The sequence below is a fragment of the Cohnella sp. GCM10020058 genome, from assembly GCF_042683485.1.
GTDB lineage: Bacteria > Bacillota > Bacilli > Paenibacillales > Paenibacillaceae > Cohnella.
On sequence record NZ_JBHUJV010000028.1, the window covers coordinates 1 to 3,980 of the forward strand.

Below are 3,980 nucleotides of genomic sequence, written 5' to 3' on the forward strand. Positions count from 1 at the left end.
GTTGAAGAAGGATGATCCAGACGGAAGGAGCGGATGACCGCTATGCTGAAATGGCTTATGCGGTTCTCCCCCTGGTATCGGGACAAGCAGACAGAGCTGAAGCGCGCCTCGCTTAATACGCGTAGCGCCATCATCCAATATCGTACCGCGTCCCGCGAGCTGCAGGAGGAGATCCGAAGCAACAACTTTGCCAAGTACCTTATATACGAAAAAGGGGAATGATCCTATGCTAGATTGGATCGACTTCGCGCTCCTGGCCGTCTATACCGTGACGGTGGGCACTGCGACATACATCATTGCCGCTCATCGCAAATATTTTCATGAACGGTTCCGAAAGGGCGTCGTTAGCGCGTTTATGCTATCGATGCTCTTTTTTCTTGCCGCCTACGACGCGAAGATGCTCGTCGCGGTCTGGATACGGGCAAGCATCGCCTTCGGATGGCAGACGCCGAGCATGGACGCCGCGCAGCGCCTCACGTGGTTGATCGTGACCGGCGGGACTATGGTAGGCCTGCTGCTGCTCGCCTACCAGACGTACACGAAGAAATACGACCTATGGATTCGATTGCGGAGGCGGGACCAAAAGCACGAACGGAAGGATGACGAGGAATGACAGGCGATACGCTCTTTACATGGGGCGCCCTCGGGACATTGACGGGGGCAGCCCTTTTTACGTTCCTCGTCGTGCAGTACACGAAGGCGCTCGTCGATAGATGGCTGCCGAACCTGCCAACGGACGTTTACGCCGTGTTGGTGGGATGGGCTATCCTGACGCTTGCGCAGATCGCGTTGGGCGCGTCGCCGTGGGATTGGAGGCTTTATATCCTGTCCGGGGCAAACGGGCTGCTCGTGGCGCTGGCAGCGGGTCAGATGCACAACAAAGTGCTTAATCCGCCGGGCACGACGACGACGGAGACGAAGACCGAAGCGCGGACCGTGACGGAGACCAGAACGAAGGAGGACGAAAATCGATGACTGTCTATTACAGCCAAGAGGACAAGCGGTGGGCGTCCGTGCCGTATACGCGCCGGGGAGATCCGACGCAGACGATTGGCTCGAGCGCTTGCGGGCCGACGTCGTTCGCGATGGTCGCCAGCACATACAAAGGCCGGCCGATCTTGCCGCCTGAAACCGCAGCTTGGGCCGTAGAGCGCGGGTACAGGACAGCCAACAGCGGCACCGCGTGGAGTTACTTCGACGCTATCGCCCGCAACTACGGCCTTATGAGCAAGCAGACTGGCAGCCTGTCCGATGTAAAGGCGGCGCTCGCGGCCGGCGCGCTCGTTATAGCCACGATGGGGCCGGGGCATCTGACCGGCGGCGGCCATTACGTCTTGATGGTCGGCATTGATGGCAAATGGATCGAGGTTTACGATCCGAACCACGACAACACGAAATACGGCAAGGACGGGCTTATCGATCAAGGCGTGAAGGACGACGGCAAGATCCGGGCGCACGAATCCGTATTCGCGACCGAGGCGCGACAGTATTGGATATTCCCACAGCAAATCAAAAACGAGGAGGACGAACCGATGACGAAGGAAGAACGCGCGGAATTCGAGACGTTGCAAAAATTGAATAAGGAGCAGGCGGCGCAGATCAAGGCGCTTGCCGATCGGCTTGCGTCGGTGGAGAACCTGCAGATCGTCGCGGAGCCGCCCGCGTGGGCCGCTGCAGCCGTCCAATCTGCAGTCAAGTCCAAGCTGATTGACACGCCGTCGGGCGGCAGCTACGACTTTTACCGGCTGCTTACCGTGCTGTATCGTAAAGGCATTATCTGATTTACCAACGAATAAACATAGAGGAATGCCCCTCCCGTCTGTCGAAAATGAAAGATGGGAGGGATCAATCTTGTCGTGGGAAAATATTGAGCTTGCTAGAGAAGTTGAAACATTAGCAAAACAGAATGGGTACACTTTAAGTTTAACCGTTGAGAATCGAGATATAGGTTTCGGCGGCGCGTTAGGGACTAACGAAGTGATTCTAGCTGAAAAGAAAATAAATATTACGGTTTCCGACGAATTCAAAGAGGTAGACTCGCTTTGGATCCACGAGTTGCTCCATGCCAAGTTGTTTTTGCTTGGTTACCCGAAAATAATAATTCATCCCGAGCATCAACAACCAGATAACATTGAATATGTATTATTGGAAATAGAAAACACAGCTCATCACTCCCTAATTTACAACATGATGAAAGACATGGGAGTTTCGCAAGAAGAATTAAACGTTTCGTACTTATCTGGCGTAGAATCAGATCTAGAAAAGTCATTTAGCGGACCGAACAATGTCATTAGAGCACTTCGGTTAGTTGAAGCAGACCTGAGGTCTCCCGGCTTTAATACTCCAAATGAAATTGTGTTACAAAGAAATCAACCGGAAGCTTATTCACTGTTTAGAAAATTTAGAAGGTCTCTAAAACGGATTGAAACGCCAAAGCAAATGAGAAAAGCTATGGTTGATAACATTGCCCTGGTGGATAGATCGCTAAGTAGGTACCTGGGCAATAAATTTTACCTCGGAATATTCAATAGCTTGCCAGTAATCCTAACCGATGTACAGGCGTCCAGGAGAGCTGATCAGGTATTTAGATTGGTTAAATTCAATGAGTATCAAGATATTTTTGTTATTGGGCGAGAAGATCAACACTGTTGCCTTTTTGTTCCCCATATTCCCATGATGGATTTAGAAAATATGATGGTTAGAATGACAGCAAACGAATTTTTAATATCAGCGACAGTTAACGGGAGGCGACGCTAAATGAAAGGAAAAACCTTAACGATTATCGAATTTGCTAACGGGAATGTTCCGGATATCAGAGCAGAAAATTGGATACCGAGTCGGGAACTATCAGCACCAACATGTCCAAAAGATAAGCAAAGAGTAGACGCGTTGGTTCTTTAAATCATCCGCCCGGGGGCTTCGGCTCTCGGGCATTTTATTTTTCTATCAATTATATGGATTTCAGGAAATCGAAATTTTCACTTCTTCCCAAAGCGCGTCACATAATTCCGGCAATACCCATACTTCGATGTCGCCAATAATATCACCGAATTTATAATATTCCCTGCCGCTTTTCTCTTCAAGCAGATCTTTGATTAAGCAAATCATCTGCCCAATGGAGAGCAGCGGTTTGCAATTGTACTTTGGAATAAGTTCGCCAGACGATTCAATACCTTCATCCGACGCCGCATCCACAATCTGAACTAAATTTCGTTCAGGGTTATAGAATAAGTCTCCGCGTTCTGGCCTCCACAAATCCACCAATTTACGCTTTTTCTTTTCCGACAATGCATTGAACTGTTCTACCGTTATCCTCTGCTTCACGAACGCCACTCCTATCCTTAATAATGCGCTGAGGACTCGCCTCGGGCCTTTTTATTTCCAAGATGGTCCGTCCAGCACGAACCGCGTAGCCCAATCATTCCGGTCCGGGTACTGCTCGTCAGCACCAATTACGTCACAAATCTCTCCGAATCCGAAATACTCTTCATAATCGTCCTTAATGATTTCGGTCTCCCCTTCAAGACGGGAATCATTAGAATAAGGATGCACTGTAGATGAGAGCAGTTTGGCCCAAAACCCGTGTTTATCCACCTCAAGTAACTGAGCATGATAAATATGTTCTGGGCGATCTTCAGATGCGTAAAGAAAACTCACAGCAATTATTTTGATCTCGTCGCCTTCTCGAAAATTAAACTCTTTTTCGACGCCGTATTTGTAACGCAATTACGCACCCCTCCATTCATTATTGTTTCCGCGATCTTCATCCAGGAGGGGCCGAAGCCCCTCAATTATTTTCGACGATTCCGAACAGAGTTAACGAAAGCCATAACAGATAAAACCAGGGAAGCGCAGACCATCGTCCAGACTAGCTCACTCATCTGGCATACCTCCGTTTTATTTTATCATGCCTTATGGTAAGATTGGGGGAGAGAAGGCCGGGTGCGATCCGACCTTCCCGTTCCGAGCCTCCTTTAACG

8 protein-coding genes are annotated in these 3,980 nt (G+C 49.7%); 6 read left to right on the forward strand and 2 right to left on the reverse strand.

Going from position 1 to position 3,980, the window contains the following annotated elements; translation table 11 throughout:
* Window positions 1-42: 42 nt before the first annotated feature.
* The 6 genes from ACFSR7_RS35890 (at window position 43) to ACFSR7_RS35915 (ending at window position 2,901) form a co-directional block, all read left to right on the forward strand.
* Window positions 43-222: a hypothetical protein gene (locus tag ACFSR7_RS35890; protein WP_378169492.1), complete on the forward strand. Its 180-nt coding sequence runs from the start codon at window positions 43-45 to the stop codon at window positions 220-222.
* A gap of 4 nt (window positions 223-226) precedes the next feature.
* Window positions 227-613 carry a hypothetical protein gene (locus ACFSR7_RS35895; RefSeq protein WP_378169493.1) on the forward strand — a complete coding sequence of 129 codons (387 nt, stop codon included), beginning with the start codon at window positions 227-229 and terminating at the stop codon, window positions 611-613.
* Window positions 610-975 (forward strand): hypothetical protein, encoded by a 366-nt coding sequence (locus ACFSR7_RS35900; RefSeq protein WP_378169494.1) that lies wholly within the window; start codon window positions 610-612, stop codon window positions 973-975. Before ACFSR7_RS35895 ends, ACFSR7_RS35900 begins: the two co-directional genes overlap by 4 nt.
* Window positions 972-1,781 carry a C39 family peptidase gene (locus ACFSR7_RS35905; protein WP_378169496.1) on the forward strand — a complete coding sequence of 270 codons (810 nt, stop codon included), beginning with the start codon at window positions 972-974 and terminating at the stop codon, window positions 1,779-1,781. The genes ACFSR7_RS35900 and ACFSR7_RS35905 overlap by 4 nt, the downstream gene beginning before the upstream one ends.
* Before the next feature lie 70 nt (window positions 1,782-1,851).
* The gene (locus ACFSR7_RS35910) at window positions 1,852-2,757 is read left to right on the forward strand and encodes a hypothetical protein (RefSeq protein WP_378169497.1); all 906 of its coding nucleotides are present in this window, start codon (window positions 1,852-1,854) and stop codon (window positions 2,755-2,757) included.
* Window positions 2,758-2,901, forward strand: coding sequence for a hypothetical protein (locus ACFSR7_RS35915; RefSeq protein WP_378169498.1), 144 nt, complete (start codon window positions 2,758-2,760; stop codon window positions 2,899-2,901).
* Between the two features lie 60 nt (window positions 2,902-2,961).
* On the opposite strand, the gene ACFSR7_RS35920 is transcribed toward ACFSR7_RS35915, so the two are convergent.
* Entirely contained in the window at window positions 2,962-3,324 is a 363-nt protein-coding gene (locus tag ACFSR7_RS35920; protein WP_378169499.1) for a hypothetical protein, read from the reverse strand.
* 51 nt (window positions 3,325-3,375) lie between these two features.
* On the reverse strand, window positions 3,376-3,726 hold the full coding sequence (locus ACFSR7_RS35925; protein ID WP_378169501.1) for a hypothetical protein: 351 nt from the start codon (window positions 3,724-3,726) through the stop codon (window positions 3,376-3,378).
* Window positions 3,727-3,980 lie beyond the last annotated feature (254 nt).